We start from the raw sequence: 1052 nt of genomic DNA, 5'->3' as shown, positions 1-1052 counted from the left end.
CGCGTTGTGCTAGTTGTGTCACATTTGTAACAATTGAATTAGTTTTTTGAGCTTTAAGCAACCAAAAGCCCCGCATATGCGGTAACTTCTTAGGTGACAAAACCAGAAAGAAGGAACTGTTATGCGAGGCCTCCTCAAAGTTATCGTAAAAACCAATCCAATTCAAGCTAAATTTCAACATTTTATCGAAATTATTGAACCAATTTATGAAACCATTAATCCGGCTATTCGTTTTCGGCCAAATTACCGCCAACTGAAAGCCGATGATGTCATTATCCTGGCCTGCATGTTAATGCGGATCGAAGAACGGGACGGGTCCGAAACCTACTTTCATCAAAAATTGGTTAGCTGGGGGATTACGGTCCCTGAACGCTCCCGGTATAACCGGCGTTGTCGAGATCTAGCATTAATTATGAAGTTCATGCGGGTCACTTTATTGAAACAGTGGGTCCCACCCGTTACCTATGAAATCATCGATAGTGCGCCGATTACTTTGGCCTCTGCTCGTCGAAGTAATCAGGCCAAGGTTTTAAACGGCTTCGCCAACAAAGGCTATAATGCCACTAAACAGACCTATTATTATGGTTTTAAGTTACATGCCGTGATGGCCAATCAAGCTACTTTCTGGCCTGGGAACTGACGCCGGCGGCCCTTGATGATCGAAAAGCCGCGGAAGAACTCTTATTAACCGCGCCCGCGCGACGGGTCTTAGCCGATGGCGGCTATTTAAGCCAACCATTAAAAGATCGGTTGGCCACCACCTTTGGCATTCATCTTTGGACGCCGTTGCGCAAGAATATGGCTGCCCAGACAACGGTCGATACCGGATTTTTGAAAAATCAACGTCGGCATATTGAAACCAATTTTAATAATTTAGATACAGTGGGCCACTTTGAACACCCGGGAATTCGAACCATGTCCGGTTTGGAAAGCCGCTTAGAAGCGCTGTTACTGTGGCACACGATTCGAGTTCATGAACAACTCGCCGCTGGCAAAAGCGGGTTAAAACTTGGCCATTACTAACCAATATTTCATAACTAGCACAACGCGTT

Annotated in this window: 1 pseudogene; it reads left to right on the top strand. The window is 45.4% G+C overall.

Annotated elements, in window-relative coordinates:
- Positions 1-121 precede the first annotated feature (121 nt).
- Positions 122-1023: pseudogene (locus JCM14108_RS16250) on the top strand (IS982 family transposase).
- Positions 1024-1052 lie beyond the last annotated feature (29 nt).

The organism is Lentilactobacillus farraginis DSM 18382 = JCM 14108 (assembly GCF_000583655.1).
GTDB classification, from domain to species: domain Bacteria; phylum Bacillota; class Bacilli; order Lactobacillales; family Lactobacillaceae; genus Lentilactobacillus; species Lentilactobacillus farraginis.
Note: the sequence above shows the minus strand (reverse complement) of the source record. Positions and strands in the feature narration are given on the sequence as shown.